The sequence below is a fragment of the Pseudomonas sp. FW305-3-2-15-C-LB1 genome, assembly GCF_058787615.1.
In genome coordinates this window covers 1-16,015 of the sequence record NZ_JBYSZX010000012.1, presented here as the reverse complement: position 1 = coordinate 16,015, position 16,015 = coordinate 1, and the positions used below count along the sequence as shown (strand labels likewise).

The 16,015-nt window shown below is 61.6% G+C and carries 19 protein-coding genes and 1 pseudogene; 7 read left to right on the top strand and 13 right to left on the bottom strand.

Annotated features, from left to right (window positions below; genetic code table 11):
- Positions 1 to 18: 18 nt before the first annotated feature.
- A complete protein-coding gene (locus AC3WP7_RS21385) occupies positions 19 to 894 on the top strand; it encodes an AraC family transcriptional regulator (RefSeq protein WP_071490691.1) in 876 nt (291 codons plus the stop codon).
- Here the strand turns inward: AC3WP7_RS21385 and AC3WP7_RS21380 are convergent.
- A complete protein-coding gene (locus AC3WP7_RS21380; RefSeq protein WP_102592982.1) occupies positions 836 to 1,423 on the bottom strand; it encodes a LysE family translocator in 588 nt (195 codons plus the stop codon). The two genes, AC3WP7_RS21385 and AC3WP7_RS21380, sit on opposite strands and share 59 nt — an antisense overlap.
- Positions 1,424 to 1,649: 226 nt before the next feature.
- Here AC3WP7_RS21380 and AC3WP7_RS21375 point away from each other — a divergent pair, with 226 nt between their 5' ends.
- A complete protein-coding gene (locus AC3WP7_RS21375) occupies positions 1,650 to 2,492 on the top strand; it encodes an alpha/beta fold hydrolase (RefSeq protein ID WP_102592981.1) in 843 nt (280 codons plus the stop codon).
- Positions 2,493 to 2,500: 8 nt separating this feature from the next.
- On the opposite strand, the gene AC3WP7_RS21370 is transcribed toward AC3WP7_RS21375, so the two are convergent.
- Positions 2,501 to 2,935 (bottom strand): winged helix-turn-helix transcriptional regulator, encoded by a 435-nt coding sequence (locus AC3WP7_RS21370; protein ID WP_092248837.1) that lies wholly within the window; start codon positions 2,933 to 2,935, stop codon positions 2,501 to 2,503.
- Positions 2,936 to 3,040: 105 nt separating this feature from the next.
- Here AC3WP7_RS21370 and AC3WP7_RS21365 point away from each other — a divergent pair, with 105 nt between their 5' ends.
- Positions 3,041 to 3,739 carry an SDR family oxidoreductase gene (locus tag AC3WP7_RS21365; RefSeq protein WP_092248834.1) on the top strand — a complete coding sequence of 233 codons (699 nt, stop codon included), beginning with the start codon at positions 3,041 to 3,043 and terminating at the stop codon, positions 3,737 to 3,739.
- 26 nt (positions 3,740 to 3,765) lie between these two features.
- On the opposite strand, the gene AC3WP7_RS21360 is transcribed toward AC3WP7_RS21365, so the two are convergent.
- Entirely contained in the window at positions 3,766 to 4,395 is a 630-nt protein-coding gene (locus AC3WP7_RS21360; protein ID WP_092248831.1) for a ribonuclease T2 family protein, read from the bottom strand.
- Between the two features lie 37 nt (positions 4,396 to 4,432).
- A complete protein-coding gene (locus AC3WP7_RS21355) occupies positions 4,433 to 5,413 on the bottom strand; it encodes a Gfo/Idh/MocA family protein (RefSeq protein ID WP_092248829.1) in 981 nt (326 codons plus the stop codon).
- Positions 5,414 to 5,539: 126 nt separating this feature from the next.
- Between AC3WP7_RS21355 and AC3WP7_RS21350 the strand changes: the two genes are divergently transcribed.
- Positions 5,540 to 5,902: an NUDIX hydrolase gene (locus AC3WP7_RS21350; protein WP_092248826.1), complete on the top strand. Its 363-nt coding sequence runs from the start codon at positions 5,540 to 5,542 to the stop codon at positions 5,900 to 5,902.
- Positions 5,903 to 5,938: 36 nt separating this feature from the next.
- Here the strand turns inward: AC3WP7_RS21350 and AC3WP7_RS21345 are convergent, their stop codons facing one another.
- Genes AC3WP7_RS21345 through AC3WP7_RS21330 form a run of 4 tightly spaced genes read right to left on the bottom strand, consistent with a single transcriptional unit; the run spans position 5,939 to position 7,736 of the window.
- Positions 5,939 to 6,406 (bottom strand): periplasmic heavy metal sensor, encoded by a 468-nt coding sequence (locus AC3WP7_RS21345; protein ID WP_092248823.1) that lies wholly within the window; start codon positions 6,404 to 6,406, stop codon positions 5,939 to 5,941.
- Complete coding sequence (locus AC3WP7_RS21340; RefSeq protein WP_092248819.1) at positions 6,403 to 6,834, bottom strand: hypothetical protein; 432 nt, start codon at positions 6,832 to 6,834, stop codon at positions 6,403 to 6,405. The genes AC3WP7_RS21345 and AC3WP7_RS21340 overlap by 4 nt, the downstream gene beginning before the upstream one ends.
- Entirely contained in the window at positions 6,831 to 7,409 is a 579-nt protein-coding gene (locus AC3WP7_RS21335) for an RNA polymerase sigma factor (RefSeq protein WP_071490701.1), read from the bottom strand. Before AC3WP7_RS21335 ends, AC3WP7_RS21340 begins: the two co-directional genes overlap by 4 nt.
- 15 nt (positions 7,410 to 7,424) lie before the next feature.
- Positions 7,425 to 7,736 (bottom strand): YXWGXW repeat-containing protein, encoded by a 312-nt coding sequence (locus AC3WP7_RS21330; protein ID WP_092248816.1) that lies wholly within the window; start codon positions 7,734 to 7,736, stop codon positions 7,425 to 7,427.
- A 199-nt stretch (positions 7,737 to 7,935) separates the two neighbouring features.
- Here AC3WP7_RS21330 and AC3WP7_RS21325 point away from each other — a divergent pair, with 199 nt between their 5' ends.
- Together AC3WP7_RS21325 and AC3WP7_RS21320 are read left to right on the top strand one after the other, a co-directional pair.
- Positions 7,936 to 8,076 (top strand): hypothetical protein, encoded by a 141-nt coding sequence (locus AC3WP7_RS21325; protein ID WP_170856113.1) that lies wholly within the window; start codon positions 7,936 to 7,938, stop codon positions 8,074 to 8,076.
- Positions 8,077 to 8,221: 145 nt separating this feature from the next.
- The gene (locus AC3WP7_RS21320; protein WP_093514538.1) at positions 8,222 to 9,166 is read left to right on the top strand and encodes a GGDEF domain-containing protein; all 945 of its coding nucleotides are present in this window, start codon (positions 8,222 to 8,224) and stop codon (positions 9,164 to 9,166) included.
- A gap of 266 nt (positions 9,167 to 9,432) precedes the next feature.
- Here AC3WP7_RS21320 and AC3WP7_RS21315 read toward each other — a convergent pair whose 3' ends face one another.
- The 5 genes from AC3WP7_RS21315 to AC3WP7_RS21295 all read right to left on the bottom strand — a co-directional run bounded on the left by AC3WP7_RS21315 (position 9,433) and on the right by AC3WP7_RS21295 (position 14,534).
- Positions 9,433 to 9,690, bottom strand: a complete 258-nt coding sequence (locus tag AC3WP7_RS21315) for a hypothetical protein (RefSeq protein WP_093514539.1) — start codon at positions 9,688 to 9,690, stop codon at positions 9,433 to 9,435.
- A 190-nt stretch (positions 9,691 to 9,880) separates the two neighbouring features.
- Complete coding sequence (locus AC3WP7_RS21310; protein ID WP_092248806.1) at positions 9,881 to 10,789, bottom strand: helix-turn-helix transcriptional regulator; 909 nt, start codon at positions 10,787 to 10,789, stop codon at positions 9,881 to 9,883.
- Between the two features lie 36 nt (positions 10,790 to 10,825).
- Entirely contained in the window at positions 10,826 to 11,521 is a 696-nt protein-coding gene (locus AC3WP7_RS21305; RefSeq protein ID WP_092248803.1) for a fumarylacetoacetate hydrolase family protein, read from the bottom strand.
- Between the two features lie 101 nt (positions 11,522 to 11,622).
- Positions 11,623 to 11,952 (bottom strand): hypothetical protein, encoded by a 330-nt coding sequence (locus AC3WP7_RS21300; protein ID WP_043206222.1) that lies wholly within the window; start codon positions 11,950 to 11,952, stop codon positions 11,623 to 11,625.
- A gap of 80 nt (positions 11,953 to 12,032) precedes the next feature.
- Complete coding sequence (locus tag AC3WP7_RS21295; RefSeq protein WP_102592980.1) at positions 12,033 to 14,534, bottom strand: TonB-dependent siderophore receptor; 2,502 nt, start codon at positions 14,532 to 14,534, stop codon at positions 12,033 to 12,035.
- Positions 14,535 to 14,787: 253 nt separating this feature from the next.
- Between AC3WP7_RS21295 and AC3WP7_RS21290 the strand changes: the two are divergent.
- Positions 14,788 to 16,015 (top strand): annotated as a pseudogene (locus AC3WP7_RS21290) (type IV secretion protein Rhs); the annotation flags it as partial.

Sequence of the window (16,015 nt, the reverse complement as noted above, 5' to 3'; positions counted from 1 at the left end):
GCGAGGAAGCGCCCGCCCATGACTGCTGCCACTGCTCCGTATTTCTGGCGTGACCCCGCGCTGGCCTTTATCGAGGCGCGGACCATCGCCGATGGGCGCAAGGTCACCTACAGCCGGCATGCCCATGAGCATTTTTCCATCGGTGCGATCACCACCGGGCGCAGCTATTACCACTATGGCAGCGAGACATTCCAGATCAGCGCCGGCACGGTGGTGTTGATGAATCCGGGCGATGTGCACGCCTGCAACCCCATCGACAATGAACCGTGGTCCTACCAGATGCTGTACATCGACACGCCCTGGCTGACGGAGTTGCAGCATCAGTTGGGCTTCAGCACCGACCAGGGTTACCGACCGTTCAATACGCCCCATACCCAGGACGCCGTGCTGTACCGTGGCTTGCTGGAGTTGTACCGCATCCTGGTCGATGAACAGGCCGAGCACTTGCAGAAACAGGACGCGCTGGTGAGTTACTTCAGCGACGTACAACAGCGCCTCAACCCAGCCGGCACCCCGCTGCGCGAGGTCAACCACAAGCTGGAGCGGGCCGCCGAGTACATCCGCACGCACTGCACCGAAGGGGTGAAGCTGGAAGACATCTGCCTGGCGGCCGAACTGTCGCCGTCCTACCTGATCCGCGCCTTCAAGCAATATTACGGGCTGACACCCCATGCCTTCCTGGTCAACCAGCGCATCCAGTTCGCTCGCGCCCGATTGCGTCAGGGCGCGCCCATCGCCGACGTGGCGCTGGCGGCGGGGTTTGCCGACCAGGCGCATTTCCAGCGCGCGTTCAAACAGCATTTCGCCGCAACGCCAGGGCAATACCGCGACGTGCTCAAGCCATCAGCAAATAACCCACACTGGCCACCAGCAACGCGGCCATTGAACGGTTGAATACGCGCACGCCCTGGGGGTTGCCCAGGTAGCGCCGCAGAAACGTGCCGGCATAGGCCCAGCACGCCACCGACAGATAGCAGATCACCAGGTAGAGTCCGGCAAACAACCACACCTGCCCTGCATCGCCATCAGCGACGAACAACCCCATCCCGGCCACACACGCCAGCCAGGCCTTGGGGTTGAGCCACTGCATGATCGCGCCGTACAGCATCGACGGCGCCATGGCACTGCCATCGGCGTCCAACCGACCATCGTCCACCGCCAGCTTCCAGGCCATGTACAGCAAAAAAGCCACCCCGCCCCACTGGATCAATTGGGTCAGTATCGGCCAACGTATCAGCACCTCATGCAACCCCAGGCCAATCAACACCAACAGCAAGGTGAAGCCCACGGCGGCCCCCAGGACGTGTTTCTGGCTGGCGACAAAACCGAAACGCGCCCCCGTACTCAGTGCAACCACATTCACCGGGCCGGGGGTGATAGACGTGGCGAGTGCGAAGGCAGCCATGGAAATGATCAGACTCATTGCAGTTCCTTTTTATTCGAGCGAGTGACGATGGGACCACGGTAAAGGGGCCGCTCGGTCGAGGTATTGAAGAAAATGCCCCTCGCTCACTTAGATGCTTTTATTCCATTGATATAACTGTATTTTTTTCTTTCGCACTGGCGATTTTGATAGGCAAAAATGCGTATTTGCCGTGCGGGGGCCGATGCTAGAGTTCAATTCCTACTGATCAAAAAAAGGAACCGCCATGTCACGTCGCCTGCTGGCAGCCGCCTGCCTGATGTTGTGTTTTTCCGCCGCCCAAGCCGCTGAGCGCTGGGAAACGCTGCCGCCAACACCCGCCCCCGTGGCCGGTGCCAAGACCGGCTATGCCGCCGTCAACGGCATCAAGGTCTACTACACCCGTACCGGCCATGGCTCGCCGGTGGTGCTGCTGCATGGCGGCCTGTCCAACTCCGATTACTGGGGTAATCAGGTCAAGGCCCTGGCAGCCAGGCACACGGTGATCAGTATCGACAGCCGCGGCCACGGGCGCAGTTCGCGGGATGAAAAACCCTATGGTTATGACTTGATGGCCGATGACGTGGTGGCCGTGCTCGACCACCTGAAAATCCCCCGCGCCGACATCGTCGGCTGGAGCGACGGCGCCATCATCGGCATCGACCTGGCCCTGCGTCACCCGGACCGCCTCGGCAAAGTCTTCGCCTTCGCCGCCAACACGCAGACCGCCGGGGTGAAGGAAGGCGTCGAGAAGAACCCGACCTTCACCGCCTTCATCGAGCGCGCCGGCAAGGAGTACGCCAAGCTGTCGCCGACGCCGAAAGAGTACGACGCGTTTGTCGAGCAGATCAGCCATATGTGGGCCAGCCAGCCGAACTGGACTGACGCACAATTGCAAAGCATCAAGACGCCGATCCTGATTGCCGACGGCGACCATGACGAAGCGATCAAGCGCGAACACACCGAGTACATGGCCGCAACCATCCCCGGCGCCGGCCTGCTGATCCTGCCGAACACCAGCCACTTTGCGTTCCTGCAAGACCCGGCGTTGTTCAACGCAGCCCTGCTGGGCTTCCTCGACAGCAAGTAGGCACCGCCTCAAGCTCCGGGCATCTGGGTGACGATGTCGCCGATGCCCAACACCCGGCCATCCTCGGCGAGGATCTCGACCTTGCGCAGTGGCTTGAGCGAGCGCGCATCCAAGACTTGCGCGCCGACCTCCTCCGGCTCGGTATAGGCCTGGCCCCACTGCGCCAGCGTCACCAGCACCGGCATCAGCGCACGGCCCTTGTCGGTGAGTTGGTATTCGCTGCGTGCGCCGACTTCGCTGGTCTGCAACAGGCCTTGCTCGACCATGTCCTTGAGCCGTGTGGCGAGGATGTTTTTCGCCACGCCCAGGTGTTTTTGAAAATCACCGAAACGTGTTACTCCGGCAAAGGCGTCGCGGATGATCAACAACGTCCACCAGTCGCCCACCACGTCCAGGGCGCGGGCCACCGGGCAGCCATCGCCTTCCAGGCATTTGCGTTTCATCGTCGGGCCTCCGGGCACTTGCAAAATGAGGTTGCATTATAGGACCAACAGGCTCAGGATAAAACGGTTTCATTATTAAACCTAACTAACTGTCTGGAGCGCATCATGGATATTCGTGGAAAAGTGGTACTGGTCACCGGCGCCAATCGCGGCCTGGGTAAAGCATTCGTCATTGCCTTGCTGGAAGCCGGCGCGGCCAAGGTCTACGCCGGCGCACGCGATCCAGGCAGCGTGAACATCCCCGGCAGCACGCCGATTGCCCTGGACATCACCGACCAGGCCAGCGTGCAGCGCGCCGCGGAGCAGTGCACCGATGTAGACGTGGTGATCAACAACGCGGGGTTCCTGAAATACGGCGCGCTGCTGGCTGAAGACAGCGTCGAAAACCTGCAACAGCACTTTGACGTGAACACCTTCGGCACCCTGCGCGTCAGCCGTGCCTTTGCGCCGATCCTGGCCAGGCAAGGCGGCGGCGCGCTGATCAATGTGCTGTCGGTATTGAGCTGGCTCAGCCCGCCCGGCACTGGCGGCTACAGCGCCTCCAAGTCCGCCCAGTGGGGCCTGACCAATGGACTGCGCGGCGAACTGCGCGAACAGAAGACCCTGGTGATCGGCGTGCACCCCGCCTACATCGACACCGATATGGTGGCCGACGTGCAGGCGCCGAAGAGCACGCCCCAGGACGTGGTCGCCATCACCCTCAAGGCCCTGAGCGAAGACCGCGAGGAAGTGCTGATCACCGACATGACCCTGGCCGTGAAGGCCTCGTTGTCCACTGACAGCCCGGTCTACCTCAACAACTGATCAACCCGATGCCCGCCAGCGGCTTATCACCGCTGCGCGGGAATCCGCACGTCGCCATCGCGGCACTGGGTTTTCACACTGCGCGGGCAACCAGCAAAGGCCAGGTCCTTGGTCAGGCATACCCGCACCTCGGACAGCACTTTGCCTTTGCAGATGACTGCCAGCCCATGATTGCCCATGCGCGGGTTGCTTTCACGGAACAACGCCTCGATCTCACTGGCCTGCAACGCCGGCGGCGTATTGAACGGCTGCAGTTGCTGCGGAATGCTCACCACCCCCAGCGCCTGGTCGGTTTTTTCCAGGTAGGCCGACGGTTCCAGGCCACTGCAGGTGCCATGCTTGGACCATTCATGCTTGAGCAATGCACGGGTCGGAAACAGTGTTGCGCCCTTCTCGATTTCTTCACGACTCAACGGCGACTGCGGCGCACAGGATGCCGGCCAGCCGCCACGCGCATATTGCGGCCACAGGCCATGCAATACAAAACCGTAGCCTTTACCGGAGCACTGTTCATTGTCCGGGTGGGTCAGGCAAAAAGTCGGCGACCACGACAACGACAGCACATAAAAATCAAACTCCCCCGGTGTGCCTTGGCTGCGCGGAGCCGCCATCGCACTGGTGGCCAGCACCAGCCACATCGCCATCCAGTATTTCATTTGTCTATTCCTTGGAAAAAAGACCACCCTAACGCGCCTACTCAGGACGATGGGGGTTACGTTGTAGCACCTTGTCCAGGATCCGATCGGTCTTCAACGCTTCGATGCCCAGCGATGGGTGCTCGGCTTCGCCACGGATATGTGCGTTCATCGCCAACACGTGGTGCCACTGGATATGCGCATGGCACGGCACTTCCAGCACTTCGCACGATTCACCCTCAAGGTGCAGCGGCTGGTCTTCGAAGACCGAGAATCGGATGCGCCCATGGCTGCCGATCAGTTCCACCCGGTCCTCGCGACGGTCCGCGACAAAATTCCAGCAGCCCATGCCCAGTGCGCCCGAACTGAACGTCCAGCACGCCGTCACTGCATCCTCGGCCGCATACCTCCCGGCTTGTCGCGCGGTAAACCCTGTGACCTCAACGATATCCCCGGCCAGGTACTGGAACAGGTCGAAACCATGGCTGGCCAGGTCGGCGAAGTAACCACCGCCAGCGATGGTCGGGTCGGTGCGCCAGTTGGCGGGGCTGGCGTCGTCGGCACCCGGTGGCTTGCACAAGGTCCAGGTCAGGTGGCGCAGTTCGCCGATGCGCCCATCTCGCAACCAATCGCGCACTTGCTGGAAACGCGGCAGTGAACGGCGGTAATAGGACACAAACAGATGCAGCCCGGCACGCTCGAAGGTGCGCTGCATCAACGCGCTCTGCTCGGCGTTGAGCGACATGGGCTTCTCGACGCAGCAATGCTTGCCGGCCGCCGCGACCATCAGGCTATATTCGAGATGGCTGTCCGGCGGCGTGGCGATGTACACCGCGTCCACCTCGGGGTCGTTGATCAGCGCCTGGGCATCGGTGTAGAAACGCGCAATGCCATGGCGTGCCGCATAATCACGCACCGCCGCTTCGCGGCGCCCCATCACGGCCACCAGCGCAGAACCTGGCGCTTTGTAGAAAGCCGGTCCACTCTTCAATTCAGTGACACTGCCACAGCCGATCATGCCCCAGCGTACGGTGCTCATCTGCCCTCCTCGTGCGTTTTGATCAATCGGGCAGTATCCACATCCCCACACGTCAGCGCCATAAGCACTTAGCATGACAATTGCATTACACTTTTATGACACTCATCCCGCTGCGGGGCACAGACGATGAAAATACGTGCAACGGTCATTTGCGAACACGAGGGGCATATCCTCTTCGTGCGCAAGGCCAGATCCAAATGGGCATTGCCGGGAGGCAAGGTCGAACGCAACGAGCGCCCGGTCGGCGCGGCCGAACGCGAGCTGGAAGAAGAAACCGGATTGAACGTGGACGGCTTGCTGTATTTGCAGGAACTCAAGGCCCGCGACACCGTGCACCACGTGTTCGAAGCGTCGGTGGTGAACGTCGCCGATGCGAAACCTTGCAATGAAATAGTCGATTGCCAGTGGCACCCCTATGGCGCCATGGACGAGTTGGACACCACCGATGCCACCCGCCACATCGTCAAATCCTTCCTGCGTCGCCTGTAGTTCAGCGCTCCGGACGCAGACCTACAAGCGCCACGTTCAGGACTGAGGCTTGCGGCCTGCCGCCTGCCCCCGCAGATACAACGCCTCCACTAACTTCTGCCGCTCCTCCCGAGGCAGGGTGCTGGCGAACTGCGCCAACGTCGTGTCCACCAACGCACGCAGCGCCATATCGGCTTCACGGGCCTTGGCCAGTTCCGCCACCAGCACATCCCGATCCAGGGTCGGCGCTTCCAATTGCTTGATCACGCCCATGCGCGCTTCACGCCCGGCCATGATCAGCGGCTGGCTGTCGGCCCGGTTGTGCCGCAGCAGTTGGCGCAATTCCCGGCGGCGCTCCGGCGGCAGCTTGATCATCGCCTGGCGCAAGCCGTGCTGATTGACCACCGCCTCCGCGGGCTTTGCACTGGCCATCCAGTGGTAGAGGCCACCGCCGACGCCGCCGATCAGGAACACGTTGAGCAAGGCCGAGGCCAGCAGCCAGGGTTTGAGGGACTTCAGGCTCATTGCTCGGTGTCCTCGGCATTGACGGTAAAGATGACTTGCGCATCGCCTTGATCGAAGACGCTGGGCAACACCTCGGACGACAGCATCGGCAGCGGCACGCTCAGGGATGCCACCAGCATCCCGGTGACAATGCCCGCAACACCCACGCCTACCAGGCCGGCCGGCGACAACCAGCGGGCATAGCGCGACCAGAACGAATGGCCGCGCGGGGCCGACAGCTGAATCTGCCGCGCCAGCGAAGGATCGACGTAGGCCAGTTGATGGCTGTCCAGTTGACCGTCGAGCCAGCGCGCCTGTTGCTGGGCCTCATGCGCAAGCACATTGCCGCTGTCCAGCAAAGCCTGGGCTGCGGGCTGTTCGGCGCGGGGCCAGCGGTGCAGGTCGGCGCCATAGGCGTCGGCCAGGTAAGCAAAACGTTCGGGTGTCATGGTTTTCCCCTTCCTGGGCGGGCAAGCCCGGGTGTGTCGGCAAGTTGGCTGCGCAACTGGCGTCGGGCCCGCGACAGCAGGCTCTCCAGTGCCTCGACGCTGATGTTCATCAGGGCCGCGGCGTCGATGTTCGACAGCTCCTGGTAGTACTGCAACACAATCGCTTCGCGCTGACGCTCGGGCAGCGCCGCCAGGGCGGCAGCCATCCGGGCGCTGCGATCGGCGGCTTCCAGCTGTTCATCCGGCGTCAGTGCGCTGTCTGTCAGCGCCAACGCTTCCTCGTCCTCCAACGGGCGCTCCTTGCGCCGGCGCAGACGGTCGTGGCACAGGTTGAGCGCCACCCGGTGCAGCCAGGTGTCGAAGCGCGCCTCGCCACTGCGCCAACTGGCGGCGTGGCGCCAGATGCGCAGGAAGCTTTCCTGGGCCACGTCCCTGGCTTCGTCGGCATCCCCCAGGATCCGGCCGGCGAGCGCCAGCAGACGCGGCAGTTTGCGCGTCACCATTTCGTTGACGGCCGCTGGTTCGTTGTTACCGATGCGCGCCAGCAGTTCAACGTCCGGATCAGTGTCTTTCAATCGGGCAATTCTCGGTCAGCGGATCCAATGCCCTTCACGCCAGTACCAATTGGGGCCGTGAGCCTCCCAATGGCCCGGTTCCCAACGCGCATTGCGCATCACCGGCTGCCAGTGCCCAGGCACCCACCCATAGCCGTGCCCTTCCCAGCGCCAGTGGCCGCGGTCCCAGGCGTAACCCGGGCGCTCCACGGGGATCACTTCCACGCGTTCCGGTGGCGGTGCCTGGCGGATGATGATTTCGGTCTGGGCAAACACAGGGGTGCTGACAAGCGCGGCAAGGACCAGCGGAGCAAGCAAGGCATAGCGCAATTTGGCCAGGGGTCTCATGGCAACTCCTTCATGCAACACGCGAAAGTGCGGGTGCTGATGGGTTGAACGGCGGGGGCCGGAAAATCCGTCGCAGATTTTTTGCGCAGTATTGCTCAGGGGGTGGCAGGGCTTGATGAAATGTTTGAAAGCTTTGCGACGGATTTATGCCGGTGGCCGCGTTGAAGGATTGACGCTGATCAACCCAAGAGGAAACACCATGTATCGCCGACTTTACATGCTGGTTGCCGCACTGCTGATCGTCAGCCTCAGTGGCTGCGTGATCCTGCCGGAACATCGCCATTGCTGCTGGCGCTACTACGGCGCGCTCGATGCCCCGAGCCACACCGTCGATGCCTGACCCAGCGCAGTACACCGGATACCCCGGTCAACAGAGGGTCGCCCCGTCCGGCGACCTCTCGTCTGCTGCGCCGCCGAAGGCTTGACTCGGCGCCCCGATCGAAAGACGCTCTTGGCTTTTCGCCATCATCCAGAGCAGCCGCCCCATGAGCATCGACCCTCCGAGCCAGCCCGACAGCGATGTGTACAAGACCTTGCTGGAGTCGACCAAGGCCATCCCCTGGCGTATTGATTGGCAGAGCATGACCTTCAGCTATATCGGCCCGCAGATCGAGGAGTTGCTCGGCTGGACCCCGCAAAGCTGGGTCAGCGTGGACGACTGGGTCGAGCGCATGCACCCGGACGACCGTGAATATGTGGTGGATTTCTGCGTATCGCAGTCCCGCGCCGGGGTCGATCACGAAGCGGATTACCGCGCGCTGACGGTGAATGGCGACTACGTGTGGATCCGCGATGTGGTGCACGTGGTGCGCAAGGACGGCGAGGTCGAGGCGCTGATCGGTTTCATGTTCGATATCAGCGAGCGCAAGAAGACCGAAGAGCACCTGGTGCGCTTGCAGAAACAACTCGAGGAGTACTCCTACCAGGATGGCCTGACCGGCATCGCCAACCGCCGCATGTTCGACACCGTGCTGGAACGGGAGTGGGCCAGCGCCCAGCGCAGCCAGTTGCCACTGTCGTTGATCATTCTGGATATCGATTTTTTCAAGCAGTACAACGACCACTACGGCCATATCAAGGGCGATGAGTGCCTGCGCCAGGTCGCACACACCTTGTCCCAGGCGGCCAATCGGCCACGGGATTTCATTGCGCGCATCGGCGGCGAAGAGTTCGTGTGGTTGCTGCCGGAAACCGATGCGCAATCGGCCAGGCAGGTGGCGCAACGCTGTCTGCACCTGATCCGCCAGCAGCAGATCGAGCATGGTCATTCGGCGGTATCGAGCCTGCTGAGCCTGAGCCTGGGCGTGGGTACACGTATCGTCAAACCTGATACGCCGATGCTGGGGTTCGTCGAAGAGGTCGACAAGTTGCTGTACCAGGCCAAACGCAATGGACGGATGCGCGCGGAGTTCGGCGACAGTGAAGTTTGACGCGAAGGTCAAATCCCGGGCAAAAAAAATCCCAAGTAGCTGATGGAAACTTGGGATTTAAAAATGCATAAACCGTGGGAGGTGAACGCCCGGCTATAGTAACGATTGTAAAAAGCTGTAACAAGATTATTTTAATCCTTTCGTCGGATTAAAAGCGCTGTAAGTCATTCAATAACCACACATTTTTTAAGGTAGCCAACCCTATAAGTGCCACTTTTTGGTGCAACTTCTGGTGCTATTTCCACTGATAAGAAAGGGTTATTGAGTTAAGGCGACTTCACACTTTCCGATATACGCTCGCTCAACTGTTCGCAGGCATCTTGTGTATCGAGGCTATTGGGCAACACCGAGCGCGCCACACTTTCCACCTGTCGGCACAGCGCCAAGCGCTCATTGGTCGCATCCCGCTCGCGGTCGACCTGGGCATTGAGCTGCACAAAATAGACCCCCAGCAACACCGCCGCGCAAAGCACTCCGATCACGAAGTAGCGAAAGTTGTTGGACGGCGGCTCGGATGGACTCATGGCTCACTGCGCCCTGCTCTTCTCATACTCAGATGGTTTTGCACCACCGAGGTGCGAAGGGTGAAGAGCGTGTCGACATCGTCCTGCGTCGCCGCGCGGATAAGCGTTTGCATACTGGCCTCCCAATGAAGGACCCAATTGTATGTAAATTGAAACACAGCGATTGTCGTGGATTTGTAAAACCGCCGCCCTACAAGGCCTGGCCATGTTGCTGGCGACGGAATTGCCCTGGGGCCAGGCCATGGGCCTTGCGGAAGCAGCGGGAGAAGTACGCTTCATCGGTAAACCCGCAGCGGTGCGCAATGGGACCGATCATCTGCGCACTGTTGAGCAACAAGGTGCGCGCCAACTGCAGGCGGCGGTCGAGCACCAGTTGCGAAAACGGCTTGCCAGTCTCCTTGCGCAACAGGTGCGTGAGGTAGTTGGGTGACAGGAACGCCGCCGCCGCCGCGTCAGTAAGGTTGAGGGTCGGCTCGTGCAGATGCTCGCGGATGTAGCGTTGCACCCGCGCCAACGCATCCTTGCGCCCGCGCCGGGTGGCGTTGTTGGCGGCGTACGCCTGCAACGGCTCGGCATACTGTCCGCAGACCAGGCCGATCAGTTGAAACAGGTAGCCCTTGAGACGCTCGCGGGCGCCAAAGGAACGGCGGGCATCCAGTTCGCGCATGTGAGCGAGCCAGCTTTGCACCTGCTCAAACGCCGCATCATCGAGGATGAAGTCCAGGTGTTCCTGGAAGCGAAACGGCGAAAGCTCCGGCGCCTGGCCGATGGGAATGTCTTCCAGGTCGAGGGGGTCGCAGGTCAGTTGCGGCAGGAGAAACCCCTGGCTGAAGTTGATCAGCATGAATTCGCCGTCTTCGGGGTGGGGGATCACATGCAGGCGATGGGGCAGGATAAAGGCAAGGGCCTTGCGCGGGAACGGCCGCACAGCGCCGCCAATGTGCTGCACAGTGTCGCCGCCGAGGTTGACCTGGATCTGGAAGTATTCATGCCGATGCGGGCTGGTCAGCGCCGCCCGCCCGCGCTTGTCGCGGATGTAGAAGTCGGGGCGGTCGCTGCGCTGCTGCATGCCGTAGGTGGTAACGCGGGTGCCTGGCATAACGGTCTCTCGGGTGGCCGGGTCACCACTTTAGCCTCAAGCCTGGCCGAGGGTGAACTGCAACTCGCCGATGCCCTCGATGCCCGCCGTGACCACATCGCCCGGCTGCAAGGCACCGACACCTGCGGGGGTGCCGGTGAAGATCAGGTCGCCCGCCTTCAGCGCGACAGACTTTGAGGCATGGCTGATCACTTCGCTGACCGACCAGATCTGGTCGGCCAGGTCGCCCACCTGGCGCTGTTCGCCATTGACATCAAGCCAGATTTTTCCGCTGGACGGATGCCCTACCGCGCTCACCGGGCGCAATGCGGTACTCGGCGCAGACGCATCAAACGCCTTGGCCCACTCCCACGGCCGCGAGAGTTTTTTCGCATGGGCTTGCAGGTCGCGGCGGGTCAGATCGACGCCGACGCCATACCCCCAGATGTGGGAAACCGCCTGTTCCGGACTGATATCCACGCCGTCCTTGCCGATGGCCACCACCAGTTCCACTTCATGGTGCAGGTCGGCGGTCAGCGGTGGGTAGGCGATCACACCTTCGGCGGGCACCACGGCATCCGCCGGTTTCATAAAGAAAAAGGGCGGCTCGCGGTCCGGGTCGTGACCCATCTCACGCGCATGCTCACTGTAGTTGCGGCCCACGCAGAACACACGGCGCAGCGGGAAGCGCGCATCGCTGCCCTGTACTGCGAGGGATGGGGTTGGTGCGGGGATGAATACGTAGTCAGTCATGGCCTGTGCCTCTGGATTTGCCTGGCGCCAGTATGGCCAGGGGCGCCGAGGGAAAGTTGGACAGGCTTACGCAGATTTTGCACGGGGCGGTGCTTGCTCGATCATTTGCGTGCGACCTTGTAGCGCACGCAATCCTGATAGAAACCCTGGCGAATCGCCTCGGGCTTGAGCCGCGAACGGCTGTCGTAGGTCTGTTCGGTGATGCCCATGGCCATCATGCGCATCCAGGATTTGTTGAACTTCATGCTCTGGATCTTCTGCCGCGCCGCGTACAGCGACACCCCCGACAGTTTCAACTCCTGGGCCCTGGCCGCGGTGCCGGCGCCCCAACTGCACATGTACTTGTCACCCTCGCGCAGCTCCCGAGCCTGCACGGCTGCCGCGCCGCCGGCCAGGGAGCAGGCGATCAGCATGATTCCAACAGTGCGCATTTGCATCCCCACCTAACCACCTGAAAATAAAAGCGATTCTGGCGAGGATTTAGTTACAAAGGGGCCATTAAATTGCCTTATCACCACTGATAGGTTGCGCTCGCCTGCACGGTACGCTGCGAGCCATACCAGCACCACGAATAGGAGTAGCAGGACGCGACATACTCTTTATTCGCCAGGTTAGTGGCATTGAGCGCCAGGCGCAGGTTGTCCTTGAGGCTGGTGATGTTGGGGATGTCGTAGTGCACGGCGGCATCGAACAAGGTGTAGCCCGGCACCTTGAGGGTGTTGGCGGTATCGCCCCACGAAGACCCGACATAACGCGCTCCTGCGCCGGCGCCGAAGCCTTTGAGTTGACCGTCATGGAAGGTGTAGTCGGCCCACGCCGAGGCGGTGTGGCGCGGCACGCCGTAGGTGGTGGTGCCTTCGGCGGGGATGGCCGGACCTACGCCGATATCGCTGATGGGCGCGTACCGCACGGTGTTGTTGGATTTGCTGATGCGGTTGTCCAGGTACGCGTAGGCCGCCGTGATGTCGAGGTTGTCGTTGAGGCTGGCCTTGCCTTCCAGCTCGAAGCCACGGGATTGCACTTCGCCGTCCTGGCTCTGGCAGCGCCCGGTGCCGCACAGGTGGGTGGGGTCCGGGTCGGTGGTCAGCACGTTGGTCTGGCGCAGGTCGAAGATGGCCGCAGTGATGAAGCTGTTGCTGCCCGGCGGCTGGTATTTGATGCCGATTTCATACTGCTTGCCTTCCGTCGGCTTGAACACCGAACCGCCGTAACCGGTACCCGATTGCGGGTTGAACGACTCCGCATAACTGGCATACGGCGCCAGGCCATTATCGAAGAGATAGACCAGGCCGATACGACCGGTAAACGCCTTGCTGTCCAGGGACGACTCGGATTTGGCGCCGGTGCGCAGGGTCTTGGTGCTGCTGTCGGTGCTGGCCCAGTCATAGCGACCGCCCAGCAAGAGCACCCATTTGTCCCACTTCATCTGCTCTTGCAGATACACGCCGGTCTGTTCGCTGCGCGAGGTGCCATCAGTGGTGTAGGCCGGCACCGGGATGGCTGCGCCGTAGACCGGGTTGAAAATATCCAGGGTCGGACCTGCGGTGTACACGCCGGAGCCGGACTTGGTGTCGGTGCTGGTGTTCTGGTAGTCGAGCCCCATCAACAAGGTGTGCTGCAACGGGCCGGTGTCGAATTTGGCCTGCAGCTGGTTGTCGAGGGTGTAGGCATCCAGGTCGACATCGCTGGCGATGGTCGAACGGCGAATGGTGCGGTAATCCGCCATCAGGTAGTTGCTGTACAGGCTGCGGTACTGGCCTTCGCTGCGCAGGTAACGCGCATTCTGGCGCACAGTCCACACGTCATCGAAGTGATGCTCGAACGCCCAGCCGATCGAGTAGTACTCGCGGTCGCTTTTCTCGAAGTTCTTCTCGCCATCGTAGAAATCCACATCGATGCTGCGTCCAGTCGGGCTGTGCAGCACCGAACCCCAGGCCGGCACCGAGCCGTAGGAAGCGCCCTTGGGGTCCTTCTGGAAATGCCCGAGCAGGGTCAGAGAAGTGGCATCGTCCGGACGCCAGGTAAAGGCGCTGGACAATGACTGACGGCGCGTCTCGGTGTGCTCCACCTGCCCATCGGCATCGTCGAAAAGCCCGGCCACACGGTAGGAATACACGCCCTGATCATCCAGGGGGCCACTCAAGTCGAAGGTGGTGCGCTTCTTGTTGAAGGTGCCGTATTCCACGCCCACTTCATGAAACGGCGTGTCCAGCGGGCGCTTGCTGACCATGTTGATTACCCCGCTCGGCGTGCCCTGCCCGTACAGCACCGACGCAGGGCCGCGCAGCACTTCCACGCGTTCCAGGTCGAAGGCATCTTTCTGCGGCAAGGCGTCACGGCTCGACGGCATGCGCAGGCCATCGAGGTAGGTGGCCGGGGAGAAACCGCGGATGGTCAGTTGATCGAGACGCGATGCGGTGGCGCCACGGGTTTCCGGGATGACGGCGGCGCTGTAGCGCAGGATCTGGTTGAGGCTCTCGGCGTTCTGCGCACGCATCTGGTCTTTGGTGACGATGGAAATCGACTGCGGGGTTTCGATCAGCGCGGTGTCGGTCTTGGTACCCGACAAGCTGCGCGTGGCCACATAGCCGGCCACCGGCCCGGTCGGGCTTTCGGCCTGGTACGCGCCGCTGATGGTGGTGGCCTGGAGTTCCATGGCGCCACCGTTATCCGGGATGGCTTCGAGGCGGTAGCGGTCGGCGGAAATCTTCAAGGCTTGCAGGCCGCTGCCGGCGAGCAATTGGCTCAGTGCCACGTCGGTGTCGTATTGCCCGCTCAAACCCTTGCTGCGCTTGCCCCGGGTCAGGCCCGCATCGAAGGCCAGCACCAGACCCGCCTGCTCGGCCAGGCTATTGAGTGCCTGGCTCAAGTCACCCGCAGGAATCGAGAAACGGCGCAGCGCGCTGCTGCTCTCTTCGGCATAGGAAGACTGAACGGTCAGCAACGGCACGGCGGCAAAAGCCATCGCCACTGACAGAGCCAGTGGGTGCAAGGGACGAGCAAGGCGCGACATGGGAAATCCTGCGTAAGGGAGGTTCTATTAACCATGACGGCCATGTCGGGAAATCGGGCAAGGATGCGAGCGATTTTTATTTGGCGGGCAATTTTGCAATCAGGTTTATCGCTTTTCGGTGTAGCACTTCGAGCTGACTTTTCGCGGTTTTTCCCCCTGCGTAGTGGGCTCTTTCTGAATTTTCCAACCGTTCATCCAGCCGCATTTTGCTGCGGCATGCTCCGACGCCTTGCCCTTTGCCGAGACGTCACGGATGACCCACGCTGCCCACATTGCCCTGATCGAATTTGAGCTGGATGGCTTTCATCAGAGCCTGGTGATTTATCGCCAGCAGATGAACGCCTGGTATTCGCGCGCGCTGGATTCAGTGAGCCATGCGGCTGACATGCCGTCGTTGCTGGGGATGGACCGGGTATTGCGGGTTGGCGATTCGCAGCGTTCGGTGAGTCTTTCCGACACTGACCTTTCGACCGTGACCCGCTGCCCGATGGGCGGTGAACTGAAGATCGAGAGCAAGTTCGAGTCGGTATATGACGTGCCGATCGGCAATATCCCGGTTGAGGTCATCGGCCTGGATGACGGCAGTTCCAGCGTAATCATGCTGGATGAACAGGGTAAGGGCTCACACCACTGCGCGGCGGGTGGGCGCTATCAGGTGCGGGTGCAGGGCGGTGTTTCCAGCGAGCAAGTCGACGCGTTGTTTGCCTCCTACGACGGGTTGATGGGGGATCTGCAGCAGTGGCTTCGGGAGCAGTGGTCTGGCTTTAAACCGCACTGGGAGCGCTCGACCGCCAGTGCGATTGGCAGCGGTCTGTTGGCGGGCAGTTGGGCGGCAATTCACGACGTGTGGGACAGCATCAAGCTGGTACAGGCGATTCTTGAAGACCCGCTGCAGTTCGCCGACCAGTTAGGTGATCAAGCCGCCAAGTTGGCACAAATCGCCACCGATACGCCAAAGGTCATGGAGCAGGCCATGTTGCTGGCCAGTGACGAGGCGGCGCTGTACCTGATGGTACGCACGGCGATGCTCTGGCTGGACGCATTACCGCCCAGTGAAATGGCCGAGGTAGCGGCAGGGTTAGTGGTGTCGCTGCTGATTGACCTGGTGATTGGCGCCGTGTTGACCATCGCCTTGCCGGCGGCGGGTGTGGCGTATCTGAGCTTGCGGTTGGTCAAGTATGGAGCGGCGATTCTTGAGGCGGCGGTGGGTTTTGTTAAGGGCCTGTTGGCGATTCTGACCAAATTCATGCAGGCGGTGGATCGCTACAAGGCGGTGGCGGTTCGCGGGGTAGTCGGCGGGCTCAAGCAAGGCACGATGCAGATACGCTGGAAGGCGCGGCAGAACGCGGTGCTGAAGCAGAAAGAGCATGTGGATGACGTGCCGGTTTCTGCTCGCAACCCGAATGGGGATGCTGCCGCCTCTTCGGACAAGACCGCCACCAACGGCTGCCCGGTGTCGATGGTCACCGGCGAGGAACTCC

Coding starts and splice junctions, on each gene's coding strand:
- AC3WP7_RS21385 (WP_071490691.1), top strand. CDS start 19: ATGACTGCTGCCACTGCTCCGTATTTCTGGCGTGACCCCGCGCTGGCC.
- AC3WP7_RS21380 (WP_102592982.1), bottom strand. CDS start 1,423: ATGAGTCTGATCATTTCCATGGCTGCCTTCGCACTCGCCACGTCTATC.
- AC3WP7_RS21375 (WP_102592981.1), top strand. CDS start 1,650: ATGTCACGTCGCCTGCTGGCAGCCGCCTGCCTGATGTTGTGTTTTTCC.
- AC3WP7_RS21370 (WP_092248837.1), bottom strand. CDS start 2,935: ATGAAACGCAAATGCCTGGAAGGCGATGGCTGCCCGGTGGCCCGCGCC.
- AC3WP7_RS21365 (WP_092248834.1), top strand. CDS start 3,041: ATGGATATTCGTGGAAAAGTGGTACTGGTCACCGGCGCCAATCGCGGC.
- AC3WP7_RS21360 (WP_092248831.1), bottom strand. CDS start 4,395: ATGAAATACTGGATGGCGATGTGGCTGGTGCTGGCCACCAGTGCGATG.
- AC3WP7_RS21355 (WP_092248829.1), bottom strand. CDS start 5,413: ATGAGCACCGTACGCTGGGGCATGATCGGCTGTGGCAGTGTCACTGAA.
- AC3WP7_RS21350 (WP_092248826.1), top strand. CDS start 5,540: ATGAAAATACGTGCAACGGTCATTTGCGAACACGAGGGGCATATCCTC.
- AC3WP7_RS21345 (WP_092248823.1), bottom strand. CDS start 6,406: ATGAGCCTGAAGTCCCTCAAACCCTGGCTGCTGGCCTCGGCCTTGCTC.
- AC3WP7_RS21340 (WP_092248819.1), bottom strand. CDS start 6,834: ATGACACCCGAACGTTTTGCTTACCTGGCCGACGCCTATGGCGCCGAC.
- AC3WP7_RS21330 (WP_092248816.1), bottom strand. CDS start 7,736: ATGAGACCCCTGGCCAAATTGCGCTATGCCTTGCTTGCTCCGCTGGTC.
- AC3WP7_RS21325 (WP_170856113.1), top strand. CDS start 7,936: ATGTATCGCCGACTTTACATGCTGGTTGCCGCACTGCTGATCGTCAGC.
- AC3WP7_RS21320 (WP_093514538.1), top strand. CDS start 8,222: ATGAGCATCGACCCTCCGAGCCAGCCCGACAGCGATGTGTACAAGACC.
- AC3WP7_RS21315 (WP_093514539.1), bottom strand. CDS start 9,690: ATGAGTCCATCCGAGCCGCCGTCCAACAACTTTCGCTACTTCGTGATC.
- AC3WP7_RS21310 (WP_092248806.1), bottom strand. CDS start 10,789: ATGCCAGGCACCCGCGTTACCACCTACGGCATGCAGCAGCGCAGCGAC.
- AC3WP7_RS21305 (WP_092248803.1), bottom strand. CDS start 11,521: ATGACTGACTACGTATTCATCCCCGCACCAACCCCATCCCTCGCAGTA.
- AC3WP7_RS21300 (WP_043206222.1), bottom strand. CDS start 11,952: ATGCGCACTGTTGGAATCATGCTGATCGCCTGCTCCCTGGCCGGCGGC.
- AC3WP7_RS21295 (WP_102592980.1), bottom strand. CDS start 14,534: ATGTCGCGCCTTGCTCGTCCCTTGCACCCACTGGCTCTGTCAGTGGCG.